Source organism: Nocardia spumae, from assembly GCF_020733635.1.
In the GTDB taxonomy this organism is placed as follows: Bacteria; Actinomycetota; Actinomycetes; order Mycobacteriales; family Mycobacteriaceae; genus Nocardia; species Nocardia spumae.
Genome location: NZ_JAJFZL010000001.1, coordinates 4,602,050 through 4,628,580, shown reverse-complemented (window position 1 = coordinate 4,628,580; position 26,531 = coordinate 4,602,050). Strand labels below are relative to the sequence as shown.

At 69.3% G+C, this 26,531-nt stretch carries 25 protein-coding genes; 15 read left to right on the top strand and 10 right to left on the bottom strand.

Annotated elements, in window-relative coordinates; all coding sequences use genetic code 11:
* The first annotated feature begins 200 nt into the window (after positions 1-200).
* The 3 genes from LKD76_RS20670 (at position 201) to LKD76_RS20660 (ending at position 3,038) form a co-directional block, all read left to right on the top strand.
* A complete protein-coding gene (locus LKD76_RS20670) occupies positions 201-650 on the top strand; it encodes a hypothetical protein (RefSeq protein WP_227982960.1) in 450 nt (149 codons plus the stop codon).
* A 244-nt stretch (positions 651-894) separates the two neighbouring features.
* Complete coding sequence (locus tag LKD76_RS20665; RefSeq protein WP_227982959.1) at positions 895-2,118, top strand: T6SS phospholipase effector Tle1-like catalytic domain-containing protein; 1,224 nt, start codon at positions 895-897, stop codon at positions 2,116-2,118.
* Positions 2,119-2,477: 359 nt separating this feature from the next.
* Complete coding sequence (locus LKD76_RS20660) at positions 2,478-3,038, top strand: transglycosylase SLT domain-containing protein (protein ID WP_227982958.1); 561 nt, start codon at positions 2,478-2,480, stop codon at positions 3,036-3,038.
* Positions 3,039-3,049: 11 nt separating this feature from the next.
* Here LKD76_RS20660 and treY read toward each other — a convergent pair whose 3' ends face one another.
* From treY to LKD76_RS20645, 3 genes are all read right to left on the bottom strand, one after another.
* Positions 3,050-5,476, bottom strand: a complete 2,427-nt coding sequence (treY, locus tag LKD76_RS20655) for a malto-oligosyltrehalose synthase (protein WP_227982957.1) — start codon at positions 5,474-5,476, stop codon at positions 3,050-3,052.
* Complete coding sequence (gene glgX, locus LKD76_RS20650; protein WP_227982956.1) at positions 5,473-7,608, bottom strand: glycogen debranching protein GlgX; 2,136 nt, start codon at positions 7,606-7,608, stop codon at positions 5,473-5,475. The genes treY and glgX overlap by 4 nt, the downstream gene beginning before the upstream one ends.
* Positions 7,609-7,689: 81 nt before the next feature.
* Positions 7,690-8,628 (bottom strand): bifunctional helix-turn-helix transcriptional regulator/GNAT family N-acetyltransferase, encoded by a 939-nt coding sequence (locus tag LKD76_RS20645; RefSeq protein ID WP_227982955.1) that lies wholly within the window; start codon positions 8,626-8,628, stop codon positions 7,690-7,692.
* 125 nt (positions 8,629-8,753) lie between these two features.
* Here LKD76_RS20645 and LKD76_RS20640 point away from each other — a divergent pair, with 125 nt between their 5' ends.
* The 5 genes from LKD76_RS20640 to LKD76_RS20620 are packed head-to-tail and all read left to right on the top strand — an operon-like array spanning position 8,754 to position 13,515.
* Positions 8,754-10,025: an adenosylmethionine--8-amino-7-oxononanoate transaminase gene (locus LKD76_RS20640; protein ID WP_227982954.1), complete on the top strand. Its 1,272-nt coding sequence runs from the start codon at positions 8,754-8,756 to the stop codon at positions 10,023-10,025.
* Between the two features lie 60 nt (positions 10,026-10,085).
* Complete coding sequence (locus tag LKD76_RS20635; RefSeq protein ID WP_227982953.1) at positions 10,086-11,234, top strand: 8-amino-7-oxononanoate synthase; 1,149 nt, start codon at positions 10,086-10,088, stop codon at positions 11,232-11,234.
* Entirely contained in the window at positions 11,231-11,911 is a 681-nt protein-coding gene (gene bioD / locus LKD76_RS20630) for a dethiobiotin synthase (protein WP_227982952.1), read from the top strand. Before LKD76_RS20635 ends, bioD begins: the two co-directional genes overlap by 4 nt.
* Positions 11,912-11,971: 60 nt before the next feature.
* On the top strand, positions 11,972-12,310 hold the full coding sequence (locus LKD76_RS20625) for an MmcQ/YjbR family DNA-binding protein (protein ID WP_227982951.1): 339 nt from the start codon (positions 11,972-11,974) through the stop codon (positions 12,308-12,310).
* 59 nt (positions 12,311-12,369) lie between these two features.
* Positions 12,370-13,515 (top strand): alpha/beta fold hydrolase, encoded by a 1,146-nt coding sequence (locus LKD76_RS20620; protein ID WP_372465898.1) that lies wholly within the window; start codon positions 12,370-12,372, stop codon positions 13,513-13,515.
* A gap of 9 nt (positions 13,516-13,524) precedes the next feature.
* On the opposite strand, the gene LKD76_RS20615 is transcribed toward LKD76_RS20620, so the two are convergent.
* The 4 genes from LKD76_RS20615 to LKD76_RS20600 all read right to left on the bottom strand — a co-directional run bounded on the left by LKD76_RS20615 (position 13,525) and on the right by LKD76_RS20600 (position 17,156).
* Entirely contained in the window at positions 13,525-14,547 is a 1,023-nt protein-coding gene (locus tag LKD76_RS20615) for an ABC transporter substrate-binding protein (protein WP_227982950.1), read from the bottom strand.
* Positions 14,548-14,585: 38 nt separating this feature from the next.
* Complete coding sequence (locus LKD76_RS20610) at positions 14,586-15,374, bottom strand: ABC transporter ATP-binding protein (RefSeq protein ID WP_227982949.1); 789 nt, start codon at positions 15,372-15,374, stop codon at positions 14,586-14,588.
* Positions 15,371-16,402, bottom strand: coding sequence for a FecCD family ABC transporter permease (locus LKD76_RS20605; RefSeq protein ID WP_227982948.1), 1,032 nt, complete (start codon positions 16,400-16,402; stop codon positions 15,371-15,373). The genes LKD76_RS20610 and LKD76_RS20605 overlap by 4 nt, the downstream gene beginning before the upstream one ends.
* Before the next feature lie 169 nt (positions 16,403-16,571).
* The gene (locus LKD76_RS20600; protein WP_227982947.1) at positions 16,572-17,156 is read right to left on the bottom strand and encodes a TetR family transcriptional regulator; all 585 of its coding nucleotides are present in this window, start codon (positions 17,154-17,156) and stop codon (positions 16,572-16,574) included.
* A gap of 172 nt (positions 17,157-17,328) precedes the next feature.
* Between LKD76_RS20600 and bioB the strand changes: the two genes are divergently transcribed.
* From bioB to LKD76_RS20580, 4 genes are all read left to right on the top strand, one after another.
* Positions 17,329-18,342 carry a biotin synthase BioB gene (gene bioB, locus LKD76_RS20595; protein WP_030514661.1) on the top strand — a complete coding sequence of 338 codons (1,014 nt, stop codon included), beginning with the start codon at positions 17,329-17,331 and terminating at the stop codon, positions 18,340-18,342.
* A gap of 83 nt (positions 18,343-18,425) precedes the next feature.
* Entirely contained in the window at positions 18,426-18,650 is a 225-nt protein-coding gene (gene bsaP / locus LKD76_RS20590; protein ID WP_227982946.1) for a biotin synthase auxiliary protein BsaP, read from the top strand.
* The gene (locus tag LKD76_RS20585) at positions 18,650-19,288 is read left to right on the top strand and encodes a DUF2567 domain-containing protein (protein WP_227982945.1); all 639 of its coding nucleotides are present in this window, start codon (positions 18,650-18,652) and stop codon (positions 19,286-19,288) included. Before bsaP ends, LKD76_RS20585 begins: the two co-directional genes overlap by 1 nt.
* A gap of 262 nt (positions 19,289-19,550) precedes the next feature.
* Positions 19,551-19,715 (top strand): hypothetical protein, encoded by a 165-nt coding sequence (locus LKD76_RS20580; RefSeq protein WP_227982944.1) that lies wholly within the window; start codon positions 19,551-19,553, stop codon positions 19,713-19,715.
* 24 nt (positions 19,716-19,739) lie between these two features.
* On the opposite strand, the gene LKD76_RS20575 is transcribed toward LKD76_RS20580, so the two are convergent.
* Both LKD76_RS20575 and LKD76_RS20570 read right to left on the bottom strand, forming a co-directional pair.
* Positions 19,740-20,384, bottom strand: a complete 645-nt coding sequence (locus LKD76_RS20575) for a DedA family protein (RefSeq protein ID WP_227982943.1) — start codon at positions 20,382-20,384, stop codon at positions 19,740-19,742.
* Between the two features lie 129 nt (positions 20,385-20,513).
* A complete protein-coding gene (locus LKD76_RS20570; RefSeq protein WP_372466000.1) occupies positions 20,514-21,191 on the bottom strand; it encodes an NUDIX hydrolase in 678 nt (225 codons plus the stop codon).
* 200 nt (positions 21,192-21,391) lie between these two features.
* Between LKD76_RS20570 and nadA the strand changes: the two genes are divergently transcribed.
* From nadA to nadC, 3 genes are read left to right on the top strand one after another with little or no spacing between them, the layout of a single operon-like run.
* Entirely contained in the window at positions 21,392-22,432 is a 1,041-nt protein-coding gene (nadA, locus tag LKD76_RS20565) for a quinolinate synthase NadA (RefSeq protein WP_227982942.1), read from the top strand.
* Positions 22,433-22,476: 44 nt separating this feature from the next.
* Positions 22,477-24,210 (top strand): L-aspartate oxidase, encoded by a 1,734-nt coding sequence (locus LKD76_RS20560; RefSeq protein WP_227985333.1) that lies wholly within the window; start codon positions 22,477-22,479, stop codon positions 24,208-24,210.
* Between the two features lie 44 nt (positions 24,211-24,254).
* Positions 24,255-25,115, top strand: a complete 861-nt coding sequence (gene nadC, locus LKD76_RS20555) for a carboxylating nicotinate-nucleotide diphosphorylase (protein ID WP_227985332.1) — start codon at positions 24,255-24,257, stop codon at positions 25,113-25,115.
* A 56-nt stretch (positions 25,116-25,171) separates the two neighbouring features.
* Here nadC and LKD76_RS20550 read toward each other — a convergent pair whose 3' ends face one another.
* A complete protein-coding gene (locus LKD76_RS20550) occupies positions 25,172-26,344 on the bottom strand; it encodes a winged helix DNA-binding domain-containing protein (protein WP_227982941.1) in 1,173 nt (390 codons plus the stop codon).
* Positions 26,345-26,531: the final 187 nt, after the last annotated feature.

Below are 26,531 nucleotides of genomic sequence, written 5' to 3'. Positions count from 1 at the left end.
GAACACGGTCCCTGCGCGGTGATCGGTGATGTCGCAGCCGTCGGTGGCAGCCTCCGCCGATCGCCCGTCTCGCCGATGACGGTCGACCGAGACGAGGGCGGTCGGCCGTCATCATTCGACGCCGACGCACCGTCGGCGACCTCCGCTCGGGAGATTCCGAACACGAACGATGGGTGGGTTCAATGCAGTCGTTTCGATCCATGAGGTCTCGCCGCGCGCTCGCGCTCGCCGCGTCCGGTCTGGCAGGCGCGGCGACGGTGCTGGCCACCGCGACGCCGGCGTCGGCCGAGGACGCCGGCGGCAAGTTCGCGACCGTCTACTCGATGACCGACGGCCCCTGCGTGGCGGTCATCGACTCGTCGGTGCACGGCGACGCGTATCCGGGGATGGCGGCGTTCACCATCGGTGGCCCGCTGATCGGCGTCGGCCACTGCACCCTCGACATCACGCTGCACTGGCGCAACGTCGACACCGGTGAGACAGGTAGTTTCACGCAGACCGCGAACGGTCCCGGGTACTGGGGCAACAGCGGCTACTCGGCGCTGTTCAGCCCGGGACACGGCAATTTCGTGGGCACCGTGACCGTCGGCGCCGCCCACGCGCCCGAGCCGGGTGAGGTGCACTTCTCCAACCACGCGTATCAGGGCTAGCTCGAAACCGTTGCCGCGCACGGGATCTCGCCACCACGGCGTATCCGGTGCGCGGCTGCCGGTCGTTGCGCGACCGTCGCCGGGCTCCCGCCCGCCGCCGCGACCGTCCGGCGATCGTGCCGCCGCCAACTCCTCGCCCTGGTATCGATCGGGTGTCGGCATTAACGTATTCACCGTACCGAAGCGATGATTCGAGTAGCCGACTACTCGGGATCGCGCGCGTGCGGGGCGGGAGGATCGTCATATGAAACGTTTGGTGGTGTGCTGCGACGGGACATGGGGATCGGAGAGCAATCCGACCGTTTCCAATGTCGTGAAGATCGCCGAGTCGGTGCGGTCGAGTGCGACCACCGACTCGGGTGAGCATGTGGGACAACGGGTTTTCTACGTCGACGGACCCGGCTCCCGCGGTTATCTGGCCGACAAACTGCTCGGCGGCGCCTTCGGTCTCGGCCTCGACGCCAATCTGTCCACCATGTACTGGCAGCTCGCGTTGAACTGGGAGCCCGGTGACGAGATCTACGTCTTCGGGTTCAGCCGCGGCGCCTACACCGCGCGCAGCCTGGTCGGGATGATCAACCGGCTCGGCCTGCTCACCGCTGACGCCATGGTCGAGCGTGCCTATCCGCGGGCGCTGCGGATCTACCACCAGCGCAAGTCCGATCCCGACGGCCCGGATCGGCCCGAGTGGATCGAGTTCCGCGAGCGGCACTGCGTCTATCCGGTGCCGATCACCTTCGTCGGCGTCTTCGATACCGTCGGTGCGCTCGGGGTGCCGATGCTGACGTCCTGGCGCTACCGCTTCCACGATGTCCGGCTGTCGCCGAACGTCCGCTACGCCCGGCAGGCTCTGGCTATCGATGAGCGTCGCCGCATGTACGCGCCGTGCCTGTGGGAGATCACCGACGAACCGGAGGACGGGCCGCGCGGGGCCGACCGGGTCCGGCAGGTGTGGTTCGAGGGCGTGCACACCGATATCGGGGGCGGCTACGCCGACAGCCGGCTGTCCGATATCACGCTGCGCTGGATGGTCGATCAGGCCCGGACGGCGGGGCTGTGTTTCGACGACGACCGCATCGAGCATCTGCTGGGCCGCGATCCGGCACCGGACTCCGGTCCGTCCGCCGAAGCGGCGGCGGCCGAATCCGGGACGGGTGCCGCGGATTCGTCTCCGGCGCCGCATGATTCGCTCACATTCTTCTACCGGATCCTGAACTTCGCGGGGATGCTGTGCAATCCGCGCAGCCCGCGCTTCTACGCCGACTCCTGGCGCCGGTTGTCTGCGCCCGATGATCGCCGGGTCTATCTGGCCGACTGCGCGGCGCCCAGCGACAGCTACCGACCGCCCAATGTGGAGCGCTGGTCGGACGAACTCGGCGGCCCGCCGCCGACGGTGGCGGTCGGCGCGCCCGCGGCCGGGGCAGAGGCGGGCACCGGGGAGCGGGCCGCGGGCGATACCGCCGCCTGAGGTTCGATCCGGGCTGCCGTCTCGTGCGCCGCCACCCGTCCCTTCCCCGCCGGCATCGGAGAGTGAAAGGGACGCCGCGGACTCACCGGGCACTCCGTCGCGGGCTGTCTCCGATACGCGTATGTGACCTCTCGATGTGACAGGCCGCACGTTCGTACCTGGTACGGCGATTTTTCTCAGCGGAATAACACCGCCTGTTCACCTTCAGTTATGTTTACGTTAACTTACCGCAACCATTCTGTGACTCGCCAGGAAGCAGACCGATGGTCTGTTTTTGCCGCGGCGAGCAGTCTTTTGTTCTGTGGATCGTCGCGATGGTGCCACCCCGCCGCTGACATATCCCCGGAGCTCATATCGCCATGCACATCAGAAAACTGCTGCCCCTCGTCGCCCTCGCCGCCGTCGTGACCGTGCCGGTCACCGCACATGCCCAGAGCCCCGTCGCCGGGGTGCCGCCCGAGTTGCAGGGCAGCGCCGCGCAGGTCCAGGTCCAGGCAGGTCAGTGGCAGCAGCAGTTGCCGCCCCCGCAGCAGGATCAGGTGCAGCAGTTCGTGCAGTCGCTGCCGCAGCCGCTGCCGAACCTGCTGCCGCCGGCCTTCGCCGACAACCTCGACGGCTGGATCCGGCACGCGCTGTTCGTGATGAATCAGCACGGAATCCCGGGCAGCTACGACGGCATCTACCGCAATGCCATGCGTGAGTCCGGTGGCAATCCGCGCGCGATCAACCTCTACGACTCCAATGCCGCGGCCGGTATCCCGTCGAAGGGCCTGATGCAGGTCATCGACCCGACCTTCGCCGCCTACCACGTCGACGGCACCTCGTTCGACATCTACGACCCGGTCGCGAACATCGCCGCCGCCTGCAACTACGCGGCGCATCGCTACGGGTCCATCGACAGTGTGTTCTCCGCGTACTGATCCGGCCGCGCTCAGCGCACCAGCAGTGCCACCGGAAGCCGGGCGAACAACTTCTCCAGCCGGATCCGGCCGGTGAAGGTGTGGCCGGTGAGCCGATCGGTCCAGGTGCCCGAGGGCAGATCCAGCACGGTGTCGCTCCAGCCCCCGTCGGCGAGGGCGACACTGTGCCGGGTCGCGGCGACGATCACCTGCGGCGACTCCCCGGTGCGGCCGCGGGCGTAGCCCACCATGTGCTCGCTGCGGTCGCCGCTGGCGAAGAGCGGGGTGTAGGCGCCGCCGACGAAGCAGTCCGGCCGTTCTCGCCGCAACCACAGCGCGTATGCCACGATCCACATCTTCGCCGCACCGGAGTTCTCCAATTCGGGTGTGCCGGTGAGTGATTGCAGCATCGCCAGCCGATGCCCGAAGTCGACCGGACGCCGGTTGTCCGGGTCGACGAGCGAGTCCTCCCACAGCTCGCACCCCTGATACACATCCGGGATACCCGGGCCGCAGAGCTGAAGGAGCTTCTGCCCCAGCGAATCCGACCAGGCGTGCGGCGCCAGCCGGGACGCCAGCTCGCCCAACTCGGCGCCGACCGGCCCGTCGATCACCGTATCCAGCCAGCGGTGCACGTCGGCCTCGAAATCGAGATCCGGCTCCTCCCACGACGACCGTAATCCGGCCTCGCGCATCGCCTTCTCCGCGAACTGATGCAGGCGCTCGCGAAACCGCGGCACCGTCGCGGGGCGCCGGCCGTCGACCGGCCACACCCCGAACACGTTCTGCAGCAGGAAGACCGCGGTCTGCCCGTCGGGCGGCGGAGCCAGTTCCAGCCACGCGCCCACCGCGTGCGACCAGCTCTCGGCGACCTGCGAGAGCACCGTGATGCGAGCGCGCACGTCCTCACCGCGTTTGGTGTCGTGGGTGGACAGTGTCGTCATGGTGGCCGGGCGCCGCACCGCACGTTCGGCATTGCCGAGGTGGAATTCCAGTACCGAACGGCCGAACCGGCCCGGGTCGCCGCCCATCTCCTGCAGCGAGACCAGCCGCGCCGCCTGGTAGAACATCGTGTCGTCGACCGCCTTGGCCGCGACCGCGCCGCCGACCTGATGCAGCCGCCGGGATGCCTCACCGCCGGCGGCCAGCGCGCGCACCAGCACCGACAGCGGTGCGGTCAACTCCCGGTTGCGCTGCTGCACGCCGGCCACGACCGTGGTCAGGATTCCGGCCAGCGGTGCGTAGTCGGTGCGATACACCGGCAGGTGGGACAGCACTTCGATGGTGGCGTTGGTCAGCGCCATATCGCTGATCGCCGCCGAGTCGAATCCGTTGACCGCGGCGTCGCGTTTGATCACCGCGACCAGCCGCCGCACCTCGGGGACGAGCAGGCGCTCGGCCACGGCGCGTTTGATGCGGTGCTCGGTATCGGCGATCCACTCCGCGTCACTGCCGTGCCCGAGCATCAGCTGCGACAGTTCGGTCAGTGCGGGCTCGCCGGCCGGATCGACGAAGATCCCGCCGACCTCGGCCAGGGCCTCGTAACCGGTGGTGCCGTCGACCGGCAGGGTGGCGTCGAGCGGTTCGTCACGGCCCAGCACCTTCTCCACCAGCAGCAGGCGCTGCGGGCCGATCAGCCGCCGCAGTTTCGACAAGTAGGTGGCGGGATAGGACAGGCCGTCCGGATGATCGACGCGGACCCCGTCGATCAGATCGTGCTCGCACCAGGCAGCCAGTTCACGATGGGTCAGATCGAAGACCGCCGGATCCTCCTGGCGGATCGCGGCCAGTTCGGAAACCGCGAGGAAGCGCCGATACGTGCAGATTCCGGCCTTCCAGCTGACCAGGCGATAGTGCTGGCGGTCGTGGATGCGCAGCGCGTTCTCCCCGTCGGTGCCCGGCGCGATCGGGAAACGCAGATCGTGCAGTGCCAGTACCGGTTCGGGCCCGGACCGGTCGACGGTCAGCGCCGCGGGATCGTTCTCGCTCTGCAGTACGGGCAGCGCCAGCCGGCCCCCGGCCCCGTTGGCCGGACTCCAGTCGATATCGAAGAAGTGCGCGAAGGCCGAGTTCTTGCCGTTGCGCAGCACATCCCACCACCACGGATTGCGCCGCGGCTGGCCGATGCCGACGTGATTGGGCACCAGATCGACGATCAGTCCCATCCCGCGGCCGCGGACCTCGTCGGCGAGCGCCTTCAGTCCGCCGGGGCCGCCCAGCGCCGCGGACACCGTGGTCGGATCGGTGACGTCGTAGCCGTGCGCCGACCCCGGCATCGCGGTCATGATCGGCGACAGATACAGATGGGAGATGCCCAGTTGCTGCAGATATTCGGCGATGGCGCGAGCATCGGCGAAGGTCAGCGCATCGGGACGCAGCTGCAGACGATAGGTGCTGCGCACGGGGGTCCGGCGGGCGATCGGGCCGGTGCGGTGTTCGGGGGAAGGCGTGTCTGTCATCTCGATATCGGTGTGAATTCGGTGCGGCGGAGAACGAGCAGGCAGCGGCCGGGCACGACGATCGTGGCTGCCGCGGGGTAGGAGGTGTCTGTGTGCCCGGTGGGTGTCGAGCAATCCAGCGCCACCGACCAGTGCGCGCCGAATTCCGGTCCGGGTACGGCGAAATCGAGGGGTGCGTCATGGGCATTGAAACACAGCAGGAAGGAATCATCGCGCACTCGTTCCCCGCGCGGGCCCGGTTCGGCGATCGCGTCCCCGTTGAGGAACACCGCGAGCGAGCGGGCGAACCCGGTATCCCAGTCGGCGGTCGTCATCTCGGTACCGCCGGGAGTGAACCACGCGATATCGCCGGGATGGTCATCGCCGGCGGCGGGGCGGCCGTCGAAGAAGCGGCGGCGGCGGAACACCGGGTGGGCGCGCCGCAGAGCGAAGGCCGTGCGGGTGAACGCCAGCAGATCGGCGTATTTCTGCGCCGCGGCCCAATCCATCCACGACACGGGCGAGTCCTGGCAGTAGGCGTTGTTGTTCCCGCCCTGGGTGCGGCCGATCTCGTCCCCGTGCGCCAGCATCGGGGTGCCCTGGGACAGGGCCAGGGTGGCGATCAGGTTGCGGCTCTGGCGATCCCGCAGGACACACACCTCCGGATCATCGGTGGGACCTTCGATCCCGCAGTTCCAGGACCGGTTGTCGCCTTCACCGTCGCGATTGTCCTCACCGTTGGCCTGATTGTGTTTGTCGTTGTAGGACACCAGATCTCGCAGGGTGAACCCATCGTGTGCGGTGACGAAGTTGATACTGGCGCCGGGCCGGCGGCCGGTGGCCTCGTAGAGATCGGAACTGCCGGTGAAACGGGAGGCGAATTCGCCCAGGGTCGCGGGCTTGCCGCGCCAGTAGTCGCGCACGGTGTCGCGGTAGGTGCCGTTCCATTCGGTCCACAACCCGGGGAAGTTCCCGACCTGATAGCCGCCCTCGCCGACATCCCAGGGTTCGGCGATCAGCTTGACCTGGCTCACCACCGGATCCTGCTGCACCAGATCGAAGAACGTGGACAGCCGGTCCACATCGTGGAGTTCGCGGGCCAGGGTGGCGGCCAGGTCGAAGCGGAAGCCGTCGACACGCATATCGAGAATCCAGTACCGCAGCGAATCCATGATCAGCTGCAGGGTGTGCGGGTGGCGCACGTTGAGACTGTTCCCGGTGCCGGTGTAGTCCATGTAGTGTGCGGGATCGTCCTCGGTGAGCCGGTAGTAGGCGGCGTTGTCGATACCGCGCAGGCCGATCGTCGGCCCGAGGTGATTACCTTCGCCGGTGTGGTTGTACACCACGTCGAGGATCACTTCGATACCCGCGCTGTGCAGGGTGCGGACCATCGCCTTGAATTCGGTGACGGCGGCCCCCGCGCGCGGATCGGCGGCGTATTCGTGGTGCGGGGCCAGGTAGCCGAAACTGTTGTAGCCCCAGTAGTTTCGCAGGCCCCGGTCCAGCAGGATCCGGTCGTGCAGGAACTGGTGGACCGGCATGAGCTCGATCGCGGTGACGCCCAGCGACAGCAGATGATCGATGATCGCCGGATGCGCGATTCCGGCGTAGGTGCCGCGCAGTCGGTGCGGAACCGCCGGATGGGTCATGGTCAGACCCTTGACATGCGCCTCGTAGATGACGGTCTCGTGATACGGCCGCCGGGGGGCGCGATCGCCGGTCCAGTCGAAATACGGGTTCACCACCACCCCGGTCATGGTGTGGCCCAGCGTATCCGCGCCGTAGGTGTGCAGGACCACATCGGCGGCGAACTGCCCGGTGAAGGCCTTGCCGTACGGGTCGAGCAGGAATTTGCTGCTGTCGCATCGTAATCCGCGGTCCGGATCGTAGGGGCCGTGTACCCGGAACCCGTATCGCTGCCCGGGCGCCACGGTGGGCAGGTAGGCGTGCCACACGTATCCGTCGACCTCGTCGAGCGCGATCCGGTGCTCACCGCCGTCGCGATCGATCAGGCACAACTCGACCTGTTCGGCAACCTCGGAGAACACCGAGAAGTTGGTGCCGGCCCCGTCGTAGGTCGCGCCCAGCGGGTAGGCGGAACCCGGCCAGACGCCCAGGGGCGTCATCTCACCGGATGTGTCGGGCCGAACCATATACCGACAGTAACCGTCGCGCCCACGGTGACCGCGCGGGTGGGCGGCGTCGGTGCGCTCGTTGTCGTGGGCCCGGTGCGCTCACCGCAGGCCGCGGCGCCAGGTCTGTCCGACGAGGTCGGCGCCGAAACTGTGGTGGGGCCGCGATTCGACCAGTTCGAACCCCGCGCGCCGGTAGATCCTCCGGGCGGCGGTGAGGACATCGTTGGTCCACAGCACGATGTCGTCGTATCCGGCCTCGGTGGCGAACCGCAGGCACTGCTCGACCAGAGCCGTCCCCACCCCGAGTCCGCGCGCCGACGGCTCGACCAGTAACAATCGCAACCGGGCGGTGGTGGCGTCCTCGCGTACGCAGAACACCGCGCCGACCGCGACGCCGTCGGCCTCGGCGATCCACGCCCGTTCGGCCCGCGGATCGTGATCGCCCAGGAATTCGGCGACGATCTTCGCGACCAGTGCCTCGTAGCCGACGTCCCAGCCGTATTCGGCGGCGTAGAGCGCCGCGTTGCGCTGCACGATCCAGCCGTAGTCGCCCGGCTCGGGCGCGCGCAGGCGCACTCGCGTCGGCGCGGGTTCCGGGTCGAGCAGTCCCTCGATGGCGCGCATCGCGGCCACGAGCCGGTCGCGGTCGGCGGCGCTGTGCCCCTCCAGTAGTTCGGCGATGCCCCGGGTGGATCGGCGGTCCAGGTCCGCGGCGGCCGCGCGGCCCGCCTCGGTGAGCGCGGCCCGCAGGCAGCGGCCGTCGGCGTCCGACCGTTGCCGCTCGAGCAGCCCGCTCGTTTCGAACCGGGCCAGCAGGCGGCTCAGATAACCGGGGTCCAGTCCCAGGTCCGTGCGCAGAGTACGCACCGCCATGGGGCCGGATCGGGCCAATTCGAACAGGATTCGCGCCTCGGTGAGGGTGAAGTCGCTGTCGAGCAGATGTTCCTCGAGCACGCCGATCAGCCGGGTGTAGCGGCGGTTGAACGCGCGGACGGCGGCGATCTGCGCGTTGTCGAGGGTGCCGGTGGCACCGGTCATCCTGCCCTCCGATCGCAGATTGTTGACTGAGTCAAACAATAGCCCGGAACCCGCCTCCGCGCGGGTGGATTCGGTCGCGATGCTAACTTGAACGACGTTCAAGACCATCTTCCGAAGGGATCCTCGTGGCCCTGACCGCCGATCAGATCACCGCCGTCGACGCCGCCCACGTCTGGCATCCCTACGGCGGCTTTCCCGCGGGAACCGAACCGCTGGTCGTCGCCTCGGCGGCGGGCACCCGCCTCACCCTGGCCGACGGCCGGGAACTGGTGGACGGCATGAGCTCCTGGTGGGCGGCCGTGCACGGGTATCGTCACCCCGTCCTCGACGCCGCGCTGGTGGCGCAGTCCCAGCGGATGAGCCATGTCATGTTCGGCGGGCTCACCCACGAACCGGCCGCGCGGCTGGCGCAACTGCTGGTGGACACCACCCCCGCCGGACTGGACAAGGTGTTCCTCTGCGATTCCGGATCGGTGTCGGTCGAGGTCGCGGCCAAGATGTGCCTGCAGTACTGGCGGGCGCTCGGACAACCGGGCAAGCGTCGGCTGTTCACCTGGCGCGGCGGCTATCACGGCGACACCTTCACCCCCATGAGCGTGTGCGATCCCGAGGGTGGCATGCACTCGCTGTGGACCGATGTCCTGGCCGAACAGATCTTCGCGCCCATGCCCCCGGCCGATTTCGATCCCGGCTACGTCGCCGAACTGGATCGCCTGCTGGGCGCCCACGCGCACGAGACCGCGGCGGTGATCGTGGAGCCGGTGGTCCAGGGTGCCGGCGGGATGCGGTTCCATCACCCGCGCTATCTGAACGAATTGCGCCGGCTGTGCGACGAGCACGGCGTCCTGCTGGTCTTCGACGAGATCGCCACCGGATTCGGCCGCACCGGAACGTTCTTCGCCGCCGACGCGGCCGGCGTGGCACCCGATGTCATGTGTGTGGGTAAGGCCATCACCGGCGGGTATATGACCCTGGCCGCGGCGCTGTGCACCGGTCGCATCGCCGAAACGGTCAGCGTCGCCCACGGCGGGCTCATGCACGGCCCGACCTTCATGGGAAATCCACTGGCCTGCGCGGTCGCTGTCGCGTCGATCGAACTGCTGCTGTCGCGGGACTGGGCGGGGGAGGTCGCCGGTATCGAGGCCGGGCTGAAGGCGGGCCTGGCGGCGGCCCGCGATGTCGCGGGCGTGGTCGATGTGCGCGTGCTCGGCGCGATCGGCGTGGTGGAACTCGACCATCCGATCGATATGGTCGCGGCGACCCGGGCCGCCGTCGATGCCGGAGTGTGGTTGCGCCCGTTCCGGAACCTGGTCTACACCATGCCGCCGTTCATCAGCGGCGCCGACGATATCGCGCGGATCGCGGCCGGTGTGGTCGCCACCGCGGCCGCGGGGTAGCCGGGACTTCCGCCGACCCGGCAGTCGCCCTTGAACGGTGTTCAAGTATGCTTCCGAGCTGTGACTGTGGATCCGTTGAGCTGGTTGGACGAGCGTGCCGACGAGCGAGTGCGGGCCGGCCTGCGGCGGCAGCTGCGCGCCCGCCCGGCGCGCGCCGAACTCATCGACCTCGCCTCCAACGACTATCTGGGCCTGTCCCGGCATCCCGAGGTGATCGAGGGCGCGGTGGCGGCGGTGCGGACCTGGGGGACCGGCTCGACCGGCTCCCGGCTGGTCACCGGCACCACCCTCGCCCACGAGGAATTCGAGGCCGATCTGGCCGAGTTCACCGGCGCTCGCGCGGGGCTGGTGTTCGCCTCCGGATACGCCGCCAATCTCGGCGTGGTCACCGCCCTGGCCGGACGCGGCGCGCTGGTGGTCTCGGATGCCGGCAGCCACGCCTCCCTCGTCGACGCGTGCCGGCTGTCGCGGGCCCGGGTGGAGATCGCCCCGCATCGTGATGTGGCCGCGGTCGAACGGCTGCTCGCCGAGCGCACCGAGGAACGTGCGCTGGTGCTCACCGATTCGGTGTTCAGCGCCGATGGTGATCTCGCACCACTGCGGGAACTGCACCGGGTGACGCGCGAATACGGTGCGGTGCTCATCGTCGACGAGGCGCACGGAATCGGTGTGCGCGGGCAGGGCGGTCGCGGCCTGGTCCACGAACTCGGCCTGGCCGGTGAACCCGATCTGATCATCACCGCGACGCTGTCGAAAGCCCTTGCCGCGCAAGGGGGAGTGGTGCTGTGCGAGGAACGGGTGCGCGCCCACCTGATCGATACCGCCCGCACCTTCATCTTCGACACCGGCCTGGCGCCCGCCGCGGTGGGCGCGGCCCACGCGGCGCTGGGACTGTTGCGCGAGGAGCCGGAGCTGGCGGGCCGGGTGCTCGGCCGCGCCGGCGAACTCGCGCGCATCACCGAGGTGCCGCAACCGGATTCCGCGGTGGTCTCGGTGGTGCTGGGGCAGGCGCAGATCGCCTTCGACGCCTCGCAGCAGTGCCGGGACCGCGGGCTCGCCGTCGGCTGTTTCCGGCCACCGTCGGTGCCGGAGGGCACCTCCCGGCTGCGCCTGACCGCCCGCGCCGATCTGACCGACGACGAGATGGCGATCATCGGCACGGTACTCGACGAGGTCCTGCTCACCGCGCGGGAGAAGAGCGCCGCATGAGCAGGCTGATCGTCACCGGCACCTCGACCGATATCGGCAAGACCGTTGTCACCGCGGCGCTGGCCGCCGCCGCTCGCGCCGCGGGGCGCACGGTGGCGGTGTGCAAACCGGCCCAGACCGGGATGGGCCCGGGCGAGCCCGGTGATCTCGCGGTGGTCGAGCGGCTGTCCGGGGTGACGCGCACGCTGGAACTGGCCCGCTATCCGGAACCGCTGGCCCCCGATACCGCCGCCCGCCGATGCGGGCAGCCGCTGCTCACCCTCGATGAGACGGTGGCCGGTATCGACGGTCTGGCCGACGCCGACCTGACCCTGATCGAGGGGGCGGGCGGACTGCTGGTGCGCGTCGGTGAGTTCACCGTGGTCGAACTGGCGCGGAAACTCGACGCACCGGTGCTGGTCGTCACCGCGGCGGGACTGGGCACCCTCAATCACACCGAGCTCACCACCCGCGCCCTGGCGGCGGCGGGGGTGCGCTGCGCCGGTCTGGTCATCGGATCCTGGCCGCTCGCACCGGATCTCGCCGCCGAATGCAATCGGACCGATCTGTCGGAGGTGACCGGTGTCGAGGTGGTCGGGGTGGTGCCCGAGGGGGCCGGAAGCTGGGCGCCCGAACGGTTCGCCGACACCGCCTCCGGATGGTTCCTTCCGGAGTGGAGTCGCGAATACCTCGGATGACATCGTGGCGGCGTACCGGGCCCCCGGTTCCTGTCGTGGTGGCCTGGCAGGATGCCGGCCATGAGTGCCACCGGGGAGGAAGCCCGCCACTACGCCCTGTCACTGCCGGAGACGACGGAGCAGTTCGCTTGGGGGATGCCGATTTTCCGGGTCGCGGGCAAGCTGTTCCTGACCCTGCCCGAGGAGGAGACCTCGATGGCGGTGCGCTGCCCGATCGTCGATCGCGACGAATTGGTCGTCGCCGAACCCGCGAAGTTCTGGATCGCCGCCCACGAGGCCGGTAACGCCTGGGTGCGCGCCCGCCTGGCCGCACTCGACGATCGCGGCGAACTCGAGGCGATCATCCTGGATTCGTGGCGGCAGGCCGCACCCCGCCACCTGCTCGACGGCGACGGGTAACCCGCCTCGGCGCCGTCGCGCATGTGCGGCGGATTCGGTCATCCTTACAGTGGATGGGGATGCCTATGCACGAACGGCACCCGTCCACGGTCGCGGATTACGACGATGCGCGTCGACGAGCACGCTTGGCCGAAACCGGTGTGGGACACCGGTGGCGGACGCTGGGCCGAACCCGAAGAGTCCTGTTGCAGCTGTTGCTGGTGCCGATCGTCGTCCTGGTGCTGTTCGGTCAGTACCTGCAGCACGACATCGGCCCGGAGCAGGCGCGGCTGGCCCGGACCGATCCGGCGGTACTGCCGATCGCGAGCCCGGTGGACGCGGCCCATCGCGATACCGCGGTCTTCGATCTGGTCGGCCTGGGTGGACTCGACGCCTCCGACACCGCGCGGTCGCTGCCCTCGCTGCGACAGCTCGGGTCGGTGTGGGCGGTGCGCTACGACAACACCGGTATCGACACCAAGGTCATCAGCGATCTGATCATCCGGGTCACCGAGGCCGCCCGCATTCACAACGTCGTCCTGGTCGGGCACAGTATGGGCGGGGTGGTGGCGCTCGAGATCGCCAAGCACATCCACACCCACAGCACTCGCACCCTGTCTGCGGTGATCCTGGACTGCACACCGGTGAATCTGGCCGCGGTCCGGCCCGAGAGCCGGGATCAGGGCGAGGATCTGCTGCGCTGGTTCGGCTGGTTCCCGGGTGTGCGGGAAAGCCGCAGCCTGCGGCTGGCGGCCGAAACCTATTCCCGCCGCGAACAGTTCATCGACCACCGCTCCGATCCGCCCGGTATCCGCGCGGCGGCCCTGCGCCGCACCGTTACCGATGTGCTGCGGCAGAAGATCTTCAATACCGACGCGGCGAGTAACGGGCTCATCGAGGATCAGTTCAAGGCCATCGTCGCCAGTGGCGCGGTCGACGACCTGCACGCCCTGGCGAAACCGGCCGACCACAAACCCCGTCCCGCGGTCGTGTTCATCCGCCCGCACAACGCGTATCGCGATTCGGTCGTCGACGACACCTACACCCACAGGGTGCTCATCGATACCGTCGGCGGTGTCGACGGCACCCTCCTGGTCGTGCTGACCCGCCGGACCGGCCACGCCGATCCGCGGCAGCATCCGCGGGAATACAACACCGTGATCGCGCAGCAGGTCGTGCCGTTCGTCGCACTGGTGCATACCGAACAGGCCAGCTGGATTCCCTGACCGGGTGGCTCACCGCACGGCATCGTCGAACGGCGGCCGGATTCCCGACGGCGGCAGCATGTTCCACTGTTCGAGCTGGGCCCGGACCTGTTCGGCCGCGTCGATGTTGAGCGGGCCGGAGGTCCACAGCACATAGGGCAGATTGACGAATCGCTGTTCGGTCACGGCGCGCAGCCGGTTGATTCCGGGTTTGCCGCGGAGCGCGTCGACCTTCTGCGCGAAGGTCTGGCCCGGGTAGTCGACGAAGACGATGGCGTCGGGGTCGGCGGTGGCGAGCCGTTCCCACGACACCGTCGTCCAGGTATCGGCCACATCGTCGAGCGCGTTGCGGGCGCCGGCGGCCTCGAGCACCGCCTGTGGTCCGCCGAATCTGCCACTGGAGAAGATGGTTTCGCTCGCGGTGTCGAAGACGAACAGCGTCGGCGGGGTCGCGGCCCGGGGTGCGGCCCGCAGCCGCCGCAATCGGGTATCGATCTCGGCGTTGAGCGCGTTCGCGCGATCGGAACGGCCGGTGATCGCGCCCAGATTGGACAGATCCGTGCGCAGGGCCGTCCACGGCTCGGTGGTGCCGCGCCGGCGCTGCCCGGCATGCGGGCGGCAGCTCTCGGTCAGGATGTAGGGCGCGATACCGCTGGCGCGCAACGTGTCCGGGGTCAGATCGGTGGCCTCGCTGTAGCCGTAGTTCCAGCCCGCCACCATCACATCGGGCCGCTGCGCGAGCACCGTCTCCCGCGACGGCGACGTCGAGGCCACCGAGTGCAGCCGGTCGACGGCGCCGCCGTAGTGCCGGCGCAGCGTGTCGATGTCCTGGGGCAGGCCGGCCACCGCGGCCACCGCATCCTGCGCGCCCAGGGCCAGCGTCATCGCGATCATATTGGTGTCGTTGACGAACAGCCGCTGTGCCGGCGCCGGAAACCGCACCTGCTCGCCGCAATTGGTCAGTGTGAGATTGCCCGCGGCGGACCGATCGGCTCCGCAGGCCGTCGCGGTGACGAATACCAGAGTCATGGCGAGCCATCGCGCACTACGCATCTCGGTCTGCCTTTCGTGGGAGCGGAACCGATCGGTGGTCACGACCGGGGCGAATTCGGTTCGAGCAGTAGGTGGATCGCGCCCGTGTCCGGATGCGGTACGCGGGCGGCGCGCACCCCGAAGACCTCCGCGAGTACCTCGGCACTCAGCGCGGTTCGCGGTGCGCGCAGTGCGCTCGCGCGCCCGCCGTGCACGACCAGCACGCGATCGCAGTACCGGTCGGCGAGCGACAGATCGTGCAGTGCGACGACGACGGTGCGGCCCAGGCCCCGGACCAGCTCGAGCAGCGCGAGCCGATGGGTGATGTCGAGATGGTTGGTCGGCTCGTCGAGCAGCAGCAACGGACTCGACTGGGCCACGGCGCGGGCCAGCAACACCCGCTGGCGTTCCCCGCCCGACATGCGCAGCACCGGGCGGTCGGCGAAGCCGTCGAGGTCGACGGACCGCAACGCGTCGGCGACCGCCTGTCTTTCCGCCGGGCTGCCCGCACCCCACGGCGGCAGATAGGGGGTACGACCCAGCGCGACCACATCACCGGCGCACAGATCCGCCGGCGGTAGCTCGTCCTGCCCGACGACCGCCACGGTCCGTGCCCGGCGGCGCGGCGACATCGCGTGCAGATCCGCACCGTCACACCGGACCACCCCGTGGCGTGGACGCAGCAGGCCCGCGATGGTCCGCAGCAGAGTGGTCTTACCCGCGCCGTTGGGGCCGACGAGGCCGATGACCTCGCCGGGTTCGGCGCGGAAATCGACGCCGCGCACGACGGTTCGCCCGCGCGGGCCACAGGTGAGCTCCCGGACCTCGAGCGCCGCGGCGGCCGTCACGACGCCCCGAACCGATAGCGTCGCCGTCCCATCAGCATCAAGAACACCGGGGCGCCGATCAGCCCGGTCAGCACGCCGACCGGAATTTCGGTGGGCCGCACCAGTACTCGCGCCGCCGCATCGGCGACGACCAGGAACAACGCCCCGAACAGCGCGCTGACCGGCACCAGCCGGCGATGCGTCGGCCCCACCAGCATCCGGGCCGCGTGCGGAACCACCAGCCCGACGAATCCGATCCCGCCCGATACCGCCACCAGCACTCCGACCAGCACCGCCAATCCGAGGAAGAGCCCATAGCGCAACGCCCGCACCGGAACTCCCACCGATGCCGCGGTATCGGCACCGACCGCGAGCGCGTCGAGCCAGCCGTGCACGATCAGCAGCGCCGTCGCCGCGATCGCGACCGCGGTGGCGGGCACCGCGATCCGCGTCCAATCGGCCCCGGCGAGGCTGCCGAGCAACCAGAACAGCACCGACTGCGCCGCTTTCGGGTCCGCGCTGCGGAAGATGAGATAGCTGCTCATGGCCGAGAACGCGGATCCGAGAACGGTTCCGGTCAGTACCAGCCGCAGCGGTGTGAGCCCGCCCTGCGCGACCGTGATCGCGAAGACCGTGGCCGCGGCGGCCAGCGCGCCGATCAGCGCACCGCCGGACAGGGCCCAGATTCCCGCGCCGGCGAAGAATCCGGAGGTGATCACCGCCGCGGCGCCCACTCCCGCACCCGAGGACACCCCGAGCAGGTAGGGATCGGCCAGCGGATTACGCACCAGCGTCTGCATCGCCGCGCCCGCCAGCGCCAGCCCGGCGCCGACCACCGCGGCCAGGATCGTGCGGGGGACGCGCAACTGCCACACGATGGTGTCGAAAGTGGAATCGAGGGCGCCGGATCCAGCGAGACGGCCGCGCAGCACGTCCAGCACCGCCGGGATGGGCAACGGTTCGGCCCCGCAGGCGGTCGCCACGACCATCGCCGCCAGCAGCAGCGCGGCGGTGACGGGCACGACGATCGATGTCCGGACGCGAATCATCGCCGGAACTCCACAGGCATGACGCGACCTCTTCAGAGCAGTGCCCGGCGAACGAGGTCCGACTCCCGCGGCGCGCCGCGGTCACGGTGGCGCGACCGTTCCGGATTCACACCGGATTCCCGCACCGCCAGGGATGACGAGTCCGGATACTACCGTCTGATTTGTCCGGTTATCGCACCCGGGTGCCGAGCAGGTGCAGCACACCGCCCACGAACAGCTGCAGGCCGAAGTCGAATCGCTCGGTGGCGGAGGTGTTCTCGTAGAGCGGGGAATCCTCCTCCGCGAGCGCTCCGGCGGAGTCCATCTGCATGCGTGACTGCTCGTCGACCGTCTCGCCGAGGACGTAGTAGAGCATGGTGTAGGCGGCCAGATCGGCTTCCTCGCGGGTCATCCCGCCGCGAATCATGGCGCCGGCCAAGCGTTCCCGGCCCTTGCTGGTGGTGAGCCTGGACGCATAGGTGGCCGAGACCACCTCCGCTCCGTCGCGATAGGCGAGCAGGCAGGAGCGCAGCCGATGCGCCAGCTCATCGATCTGCCCCGCCCAGTCCGTCGCGGCGACCGGTTCCTCCATCGGGGTCAGGATGCGGTCGGCCACCGCGCCCAGCAGCGCCTGCTTGTTGGGGAAGTGCCAGTAGAGGGCGCCGGGCTGGACGTGCAGGGCGGTGGCCAGCCGGCGCATGGTCAGATCGGCGAGCCCGTACTGGTCGAGGATCGCGATAGCGCCGTCGATCACATCGGCCCGATGCAGTTGCACTGACTACCCCTTCGTGTTTTGACTCACTGGATGCCGCTACCCTAGCCTGAACACCGTTCAAGTTGCACGGCACGGGCGTCAGGCTCGAAGGCGGCAGCCCGCGTAACCACGTAGGGCCGAGTCCGTGCCGCAAATGACACGGCCACCCAGGCCGGAGGAAGGGATTCGTGCTGTGACGCAGGCACCCGTGAAGACCGACATTCTGGCCACCGCCCGCGAGCAGGTGCTCGAGCGAGGCGTCGGGCTCACCCAGGAGCAGACCCTCGAGGTGCTGCGCCTGGGCGACGATCAGCTCGAAGCGCTGCTGGAGCTCGCCCACGAGGTGCGGATGAAGTGGTGTGGCCCGGAGGTCGAGGTCGAGGGCATCATCTCGCTCAAGACCGGCGGCTGCCCCGAGGACTGCCACTTCTGCTCGCAGTCGGGTCTGTTCCAGTCGCCGGTGCGCGCCGCCTGGCTCGACATCCCGAGCCTGGTCGAGGCCGCGAAGCAGACCGCCAAGACCGGCGCCACCGAATTCTGCATCGTCGCCGCCGTGCGCGGCCCGGACGAGCGCCTGATGGCCCAGGTCGCCGCCGGCGTCGAGGCCATCCGCAACGAGGTCGACATCCAGGTCGCCTGCTCGCTGGGCATGCTGAACCAGGAACAGGTCGATCAGCTCGCCGCCATGGGCGTGCACCGCTACAACCACAACCTCGAGACCTCGCGCTCGCACTTCCCGAACGTGGTCACCACCCACACCTGGGAGGAGCGCTGGGACACCCTGCGCATGGTGCGCGAGGCGGGGATGGAGGTGTGCTGCGGCGGCATCCTCGGTATGGGTGAAACTCTGGAGCAGCGGGCCGAATTCGCCGCCAACCTGGCCGAATTGGAGCCCGACGAGGTTCCGCTGAACTTCCTCAACCCGCGCCCGGGCACCCCGTTCGGTGACCTCGAGGTGCTGCCCGCGGCCGATGCGCTGCGCGCCGTGGCCGCCTTCCGCCTCGCACTGCCGCGCACCATCCTGCGCTTCGCCGGCGGCCGCGAGATCACCCTGGGCGACCTCGGCGCCAAGCAGGGCATCCTCGGCGGTATCAACGCCGTCATCGTCGGCAACTACCTGACCACCCTCGGCCGTCCCGCCGAGGCGGACCTGGATCTGCTGACCGATCTGAAGATGCCGATCAAGGCCCTCAACGAGACCCTCTGATCCACGGCCCCCGCGGCCTTTCGGGTATTGTCGAGCAGCTGGAGAGCTGCACTTCATAAGGGGTTTCGCGAATGGTGGTCCAGATGCCACAACCTGATATGCAAGAGCGCTACAACCCGTACACGGGGAAGCGGATCGTCGTCGGCCTCGACGATCCGGTACCCGCGGCCGCCGCGCTGGGGCTGGAGCCCCCGCGCTTCTGCGAGGCGTGCGGCCGCCGGATGATCGTGCAGGTGAGCCCGGACGGCTGGTGGGCGAAATGCTCCCGGCACGGCGTGATCGATTCCCACAGCCTGGACCATCGCTGATGGCCTCTCGCCCCGCCGCGCCCACGCCGGTGGGCCGCGACCTGCGTGCCGCGCTGTGGATCGTGGTGGTGGTGCTGGTGGTCAGCGTCGTCGGTGGCGGGGTGTGGGGCATGCTCGCACCCACCGAGAAAGTCCTGGTCGTCGAGCCCGGCAGCGGAGCGGCACTGACCGGCGAGAGCACCCATCGGTTCGACGCGGTGGCGATCTTCGCCTGCGTGGCGATCGTGGCGGGTTTGCTGAGCGCGGCCGGGGTCTGGCGCTGGCGGGCGGTGCGCGGACCGCTGATGCTCGCCGGACTGCTGATCGGATCACTGGCGGGCGCGTGGGTCATGTCCTGGTTCGGCGAACAGGCCGCACGCTGGATCCATCCGCGCTCACACAATCCGCCGGTGCACACCATCGTCGAGATGGCGCCCACCGTCGACGGCTGGTGCGTGCTGCTGCTGCAGCCGTTGGTGGCGTGCCTGGTCGTGCTGGTGCTGTCGGCCCTGAGTACCTCCGAGGATCTGGGCAGCGGACGGTCGCGCCCGGCGGGCCATCCGCGTGGTTCCCTCTCCGATGTGTCCTACGGCCCGTACACCTGGCCGTCCGGGCGTCCCGCGAACGGCCACTACCAAGGCGTCGATTCCACGCACTGACGCCCGGACATCGAATACCGTTGCCGGCCGCCGCGTCCGCGCGATGTGGCGGTCGTCTCGTGTGGGTCGTCCGTCACCGCGACACCCGCGGTCGGACGGGGTGAGTCGGGTAGGCGTATCGCCTCGGCGCCGGGTCGGGTCGGTTTCCACCCGACGGAAAGCTTCCCGGGCCCGGACCGCCCCGTAATTCGGTGGTGGTCCGGGCCGCCGGGACGCTACTGTCCGGCGCGGAGGTTCACCGAGTGGGGGAGGAGGTATCACCATGGCGAACCCAGCGACTCGGAACGACGGCGCCGACACCGCGGAGCGGGCCGATCTCACCGCTTGGCGGCGACGGCACGAATTGCGCAGATCGTCGGCGGCGCAGCCGATCGTGAACAAGCGCGGCTATCGGCGCACGGTCAAACACCGGGACCGCCGGTGGTGAGCGCGGCGGTCCGGGAGTGAGAGCTCAGCGGCCGTCGTGGGTGGCGTGGTATTCGGATTCGAGCATCTTGTCCTGGCGGCGCTCGCGGACCTTCCAGACGATCAACGCCAGCACCACGATCACCACTACCACGATCGCCATATCGCGGCCGACCGTCTTGGCCACCTTCTCGTAGGAGTTGCCCGCGACGTAGCCGAGCACCACGAAGGTCGTACCCCAGACGATGCCGCCGACGGCGTTGAACGAGAGGAACTTCGGGTAGGGCATGCGGGAGGCGCCCACCAGGGCCGGCATCACCGCGCGGAAGAAGGCGGTGAAGCGGCCGAGGAAGACCGCCCAGCCGCCGCGTCGAGCCAGGAATTCCTGTGCCTTGTCCAGGCGGCCGCGGTGCTTGTCCAGGTAGGAGGCGGCGAGCAGGCGGCTGCCGAAATGTTTGCCCACCTCGTAGCCCACCGAGTCGCCGATGATCGCGGCGGCCACTACCAACAGGATCATCGCCCACAGCAGCACGTGTCCCTGGCTGGCCGCGACACCGCCGAGGACGGCCGCCGTCTCGCCCGGAATCACGAAGCCGACGAAAATCGCGTCCTCGGCGAAAACGAGCAGACCGACCGTCAGGTAGATCCACACCGGCGCGATATCGAGAATCCGGTGCATGAGCGATTCCATTCCGCCGACGCTACCGTGCGCGGACCACAGGCGTCCGCCCGTCCCGGGTACCGGCCACGCGCGGCCCGCTCACGCAGCGGGGAGGTCATCGCGCACCCACCACGCCTCCTCGAACGCCGTGCACGCCGCTCACCCCGGGGGCCGCAGCGCCGCGAACTCGTCGGTCACCCGGATCTCGTCGTCGGTGAACCGATAGACCGCCGCGGGCCGCCCACCCGATTTGCCCGGCGCGGCGGTCTCCCCGGTCGGCGTGATCACCTTGCGGCGGCTCAACACTCGTTGCAGATTCGTGGTGTCCACGTCGTAACCCAGTGCGGTGCAATAGATCTCTCGCAGCGTGGACATGGTGAAGGTCGAGGGCGCCAGCGCGAAGGCGATATTGGTGTAGGACAGCTTCGCGGCCAGCCGGGTACGGGCGTGATGGACGACGGTGCCGTGGTCGAAGGACATGTTGGGTAGGGCCGAGACCGGATGCCAGCGGGTGTCGGCGGGCAGTTGCGGATCCGCGGTCAGCGGCACCAGCCCCAGGTAGGCCGAGGCGATGCGGCGCACGCCCGGCACCCGGCGCGGATCACTGAACACCGACAGCTGCTCGATATGCCACAGTTCGCGCACATCGACCTTCTCCGCGAGCTGACGGCGGGCCGAGGTGTCGAGATCCTCGTCGTCGCGCAATCGCCCGCCCGGTAGTGACCACGTCCCGGTCTGCGGCTCCATCGCGCGCTGCCACAACAGGACCCCGAGCTCGGTGCGGGAGCCGGCGTTCGCGCGCGGCGCCTGCGGGTCGATCGGTTCGCTGATCACCACCCTGTTCCCGTCGCCGCCGCCCGGACCTGCGGTAACAGTGTCCAAGAAGCGACGAACCTGGAACACCGCGGTGAGCGATTCGTGAATGGTGCTACTATGGGCCACGTTTTCGATTGTAAGTCGAAAACCGGGTTGAAGCGAATCGGCCCGGGGTGATGTGTCCGGCGCGGATGCCGGGCGCATGAGGAAGGAGCCATGCCATGGCGTCAACGAGTCCGACGACGACGGCATTCGCAGCGCAGGTCATCGACGGCCCGGCCGGATTCGGCGGCGTCGATCCCACGCCCGAGTGGGCGCACGAGATCAAGCGGCTCGCCCGCGAGCGCAATGCCACGATCCTGGCGCACAACTACGAGCTACCCGAGATCCAGGACGTCGCCGATCACGTGGGTGACTCGCTGGCCCTGTCGCGGATCGCGGCCGAAGCGCCCGAGGACACCATCGTGTTCTGCGGTGTGCACTTCATGGCCGAGACCGCCAAGATCCTCAGCCCGGACAAGACCGTGCTGATTCCGGACCAGCGGGCGGGCTGCTCACTCGCCGACTCCATCACCGCCGGCGAACTGAGCGCGTGGAAGGCCGAGCACCCCGGTGCCGTCGTGGTGTCCTATGTGAACACCACCGCCGCGGTGAAGGCGCTCACCGACATCTGCTGCACGTCGTCCAACGCCGTCGACGTGGTCGCCTCGATCGATCCCGACCGCGAGGTGCTGTTCCTGCCCGACCAGTTCCTCGGCGCCCACGTCAAGCGGGTCACCGGGCGGGAGAACATGCACATCTGGGCCGGTGAATGCCATGTGCACGCCGGCATCAACGGTGACGAGCTGACCGAGCAGGCCCGCACCCATCCCGATGCCGAGCTGTTCGTCCACCCCGAATGCGGTTGTGCGACCTCGGCGCTGTACCTCGCGGGTGAGGGCGCGTTCCCGGCCGATCGGGTGCACATCCTGTCCACCGGCGGCATGATCGACGCCGCCAAGGCCGCGAAATCCACTCAGGTACTCGTCGCCACCGAAGTCGGCATGCTGCACCAGTTGCGCAAGGCCGCGCCCGGTATCGACTTCCAGGCCGTCAACGACCGCGCCGCGTGCAAGTACATGAAGATGATCACCCCGGCGGCTCTGCTGCGCTGCCTGACCGAGAACCTCGACGAGGTGCATGTCGATCCGGAAACCGCGGCGCTGGCACGTCATTCGGTGCAGCGGATGATCGCCATCGGCAATCCCGGCGGCGGCGAATAGCACCGGAACTCGCCTCAGAACGAGGCGGAGAGGTTCGAACGATGATGTCGACGCCTTCGATCGGCTGGGAAGCCGACGCTGATCTGGTGGTGATCGGTGGTGGAGTCGCGGGATTGACCGCGGCCCGCACCGCCTCACTGCGGGGGTTGCGGGTCCTGACCCTGAGCAAGGGTGGCCCGACCGATACGTCCACTCAATACGCGCAGGGCGGGATCGCGGTGGTCGCACCGGAGGGGGATACGGTCGACTCGCATGTCGACGACACGATCAATGCCGGTGCGGGACTGTGTGATCCGGATGCGGTGCGCTCGATCGTGGCCGGTGGTGCGGATGCGGTGGCGGCGCTGACCGATCTGGGCGCGGTCTTCGATCTGGGCCGCGACGGCCGGGTCTCGCGCACCCGCGAGGGTGGGCACAGCACCCGCCGTATCATCCACGCCGGCGGCGATGCCACCGGCGCCGAGGTGCAGCGCGCGTTGAACGCCGCCGGACTTCCGGTCCTGTTCGGGACCGCGGCCCTCGATATCGTCACCGGGCCCGACGGGGTCGAGGGCGTGATCGTGGTGTCGGACAAGGGCTTCGGCATCGTCCACACACCCGCGGTCCTGCTGGCCACCGGCGGGCTCGGACAGCTCTACGCCTGCAGCACCAATCCGCCCGGCGCCACCGCCGACGGGATCGCGCTGGCCTTGCGGGCCGGGGCCCTGGTCGCGGACCTGGAGTTCGTGCAGTTCCACCCCACGGTGCTGTTCAGCGCCGGTGGGCTGGGGCGGCGGCCGCTGATCAGCGAGGCGGTGCGCGGTGAGGGCGCCGTCCTCGTCGACACCGCGGGTGATTCGGTGACCGCCGGTGTCGATCCCCGCGGTGATCTCGCACCGCGAGACATCGTGTCCAAGGCCATCGCGGCCCGGATGGGCGAACTCGGCACCGATCACGTCTATCTCGACGCGCGCTCGATCGACGGTTTCCCCCAGCGGTTTCCGACGATCACCACCTCGTGCCGCGCGGTCGGCCTGGATCCGCGCACCGATCTGATCCCGGTCGCTCCGGCCGCGCACTTCCAATGCGGTGGCATCGTGACCGATACCTCCGGTCGCACGGCGGTCCCCGGGCTGTACGCCGCCGGTGAGGTGGCGCGGACCGGCCTGCACGGCGGCAACCGGCTGGCTTCCAACAGTTTGCTGGAAGGTCTCGTGGTCGGGGAACGCGCGGGCGCCGCGGCCGCCGAACGGCTCGGCACCGGCGCCCGGGTCACCGAGGTGCCGGCGGCGCGGCTGACCAGGGTCGACCGAACCGCGCTGCAGCAGTTGATGTCCGCACACGCCTCGGTGGTGCGCGACGGTGACGGGCTGCGAGGTGCCATGCTGCGCGTCCTGCATCTGATGAGCGACGGCGAGCCTCGTGCGGCCGCGTCCGGCACCGGCGACGCCGTGCGGCACACCGGCGCAGCGCTCGTAGACGGTCCCGCGGCGGACAGCGGTGCCCCGGATTCCGCGGACATCACGGCGGCGCACGATGTCTCGAGCTTCGGCGAGCGGCCCGCGGGCATGCTGCGCGCGGTGGAGGACGCCGCGCTCACCATGACCGCGCGCGCCCTGCTGGTGGCCGCGACCGCCCGCGCGGAGAGCCGTGGCTGCCACACCCGATCCGATTGTCCCGACCCCCGCGCGGAGTTGCGACGCAGTGTCGCGATCCGGCTCGGCGCCGACGGCCGCCCCCAGGTGGTGAGCGAGCCGATCGCCGACGCGAACCCGCTGCCGGTGGTGAGCGCGCGATGAACGCGCCACGACCTCGCAGCACCCGACAGCCCCAGGAGTAGATGATGGCATTGGCCCCCGAACTCGACCGTACGGAACTGCTCACCCTGATCCGCACCGCCCTCGACGAGGATCTGCGGTACGGCCCCGACGTCACCTCGGCCGCAACGGTTCCCGCCGACGCGACCGTCAAGGCGGCGATGGTGTCGCGGCAGCCGGGCACGGTCGCGGGCATCGACGTGGGACTGCTGGTGTTCGACGAGGTGATCGGCGCCGGAAACTACGAGGTGACCGATCGTGTCGTCGACGGCGCCCGGGTCACACCCGGTGACGCGGTACTCACCGTCGTCGCGCCGACCCGGCAACTGTTGACCGCCGAACGCACCATGCTCAACCTCGTCACGCATATGTCCGGTATCGCCACCGCCACCGCCGCCTGGGTCGACGCGGTCGAGGGCACGGACTGCCGGATCCGTGACAGCCGCAAAACCCTGCCGGGACTGCGTGCCCTGCAGAAGTATTCGGTGCGGGTGGGCGGCGGCGTCAATCACCGGATGGGACTCGGTGATGCCGCGCTGATCAAGGACAACCACGTGGTCGCCGCCGGTTCGGTGGTCGCGGCACTGCGCGCGGTCCGGGAATCGAATCCGGAGATCGAGTGCGAGGTCGAGGTCGACAGCCTCGATCAACTCGACGCCGTGCTGGCCGAGGACGTGGAACTGGTGCTGCTGGACAACTTCCCGCTGTGGGCAACCCAGTCCGCGGTGCAGCGCCGCAACAGCCGCTCGCCGCGCACGAAACTCGAATCCTCCGGCGGGCTCTCGCTCGAGTCCGCCGCCGATTACGCGCGCACCGGCGTCGACTATCTCGCGGTCGGCGCGCTGACCCATTCGGTGCGAGTACTGGATCTGGGCCTGGATATGTAGGACAGCGCGGCGCCCGCTGCCCGGACCGGCCGGTCGTGGTGAGTGACCGGGCCGGGTCAGCTGGTGAGTTCGCGCTCCAGCGGAGTGCGGAAGCGGGGAATCGCGCGGACGTCGCCGAACCAGGCGGCGGTCCGTTCGACCTCGGCATCGATCAGTGCCTTGGCGTCGGCGCCGACGTCTTCGAGTAGCCGCCACGCGATCTCACCGTCGGCGCGCTGTGCCCAGCCGCCGACGATGCGGCCGTCGACCCAGATACTCGGACCGATATTGCCGTTGGTGTCGAACAGAACCGGGGCGTGCGGGCCCAGGAACCAGTCGCGCGACTGCCAGCCCATCGGAGTCGGGTCCAGAGCAGGCAGCAGCGCCGCCCACGGTTCGGACTCGGGTTCGGGATCGGTATCGTCGGACAGGATCACTCCGGGCCTGCCGTCGAGGTCGACTTCCGTGAGGTCGAGACTCGACAGTGTCTTGCGCGCATTCGTTTTCGTCCACCCGGTCCACCAGGTCAGATCGTCGACGGGAGCCGGACCGAAGGTGCGCAGCCAGCGGCGGGCCAGTTCGGCGCGCGCCGCGTCGAGTGCGATCGGCGCGGCATCGGCGGGTAGCCACGCCTCCCGGGGCGCCCAGGTGTACTGGCTGCTGGTCCATCCGCCGTTGGGGCGGCCGCGCACGATGAGCCCGTCGCACCCGAGGATGACCAGCACCCAGGTGGTGATGTTGGTCGGTTTCGAATACGGCTTGCCGGGTGCGGTGTCGACCTGGGTGCGCAGCCGGGGCACGGCGGCCGACAGCTGCGCGCCCGTCGCGCTGCCTCGGGCCAGCAGTTCCCGATGGGTCTCGTCGGCCACCTCGGCCAGCCAGGCGTCGATATCGCCCTCGACGGCCTGGGCCAGATACTTCCCGTAGGTCCGGCGCTGCTTGACCGCGAGCGCGTCGGCTACCGCGGCCTGCAGGACAGGGACCAGCTCGACCGGCGCGACGAACATGGTCCGGCGCATCGCCAGCAGCCGCAGCAGCGACCGATCGTCGTAGAGGGCGCGCTCCACGTCCGCGGGAGACAGGCCGCGAGTGCGGGCGCAGACCGCCAGATACACCGTCGCGGGATCGGTGGCGTGCAGGGCGACCATCGAATCGGCGATATCGGCGGGATCGGCACCTCGGGATCCGACAGCGAGCCGATGCCGCCGAGCCAGCCGTGCGCGTCGCTGAGCGACCGTGATCGAACGCATGGTCGAATCCTAGCCTGCTCGGTCCCCTTTCCGGATGCGCTGACCGACGAAATGCGCCGCCCGGTCCACAGCGTCGTCCGGTTCCGCGAACGGCACGGCATCGTCGCGCTCCCAGTTCGAATCCCTGCGCAGCGTGCCGGCGCGGGACGGGATCGGTATGCCCACGGGGTGATCGCCGAGTTGTGAA